Source organism: Alkalihalophilus lindianensis, assembly GCF_032843265.1.
GTDB classification, from domain to species: Bacteria; Bacillota; Bacilli; order Bacillales; family Bacillaceae_D; genus Alkalihalophilus; species Alkalihalophilus lindianensis.
Genome location: NZ_JAWJBA010000230.1, coordinates 1 through 278 on the forward strand (window position 1 = coordinate 1; position 278 = coordinate 278).

The 278-nt window shown below is 62.6% G+C and carries 1 protein-coding gene; it reads right to left on the minus strand.

All coding sequences use genetic code 11. The annotated features are described in order from the left end of the window. On the minus strand, positions 1-278 hold a 278-nt coding region (locus RYX56_RS22065; RefSeq protein WP_317124076.1), incomplete at both ends, for an efflux RND transporter permease subunit.

Genomic DNA, 278 nt, shown 5'->3' on the forward strand with positions numbered 1-278 from the left:
ATCGGGATGAGCGTGGCCCGCAGCGACTGCAGGAACAGGAACACCACCAGGATCACGAGAACCACGGCCTCGAAGAAGGTGTGCACCACCTTGTCGATGGAGTTCAGGGTGAAGAGACTGGTGTCGAGCGTCACCTTGTAATCGAGGCCGCTGGGAAACTGCTTCTTGAGTTCCTCCATGCGGGCCCGCACCGCCTTGGCGGTGTCCACGGCGTTCGCGCCGGGCTGCTGGTAGATGCCGATGGTGGTGGCGGTCTTGCCGTTCATGCGGCTCGCGAT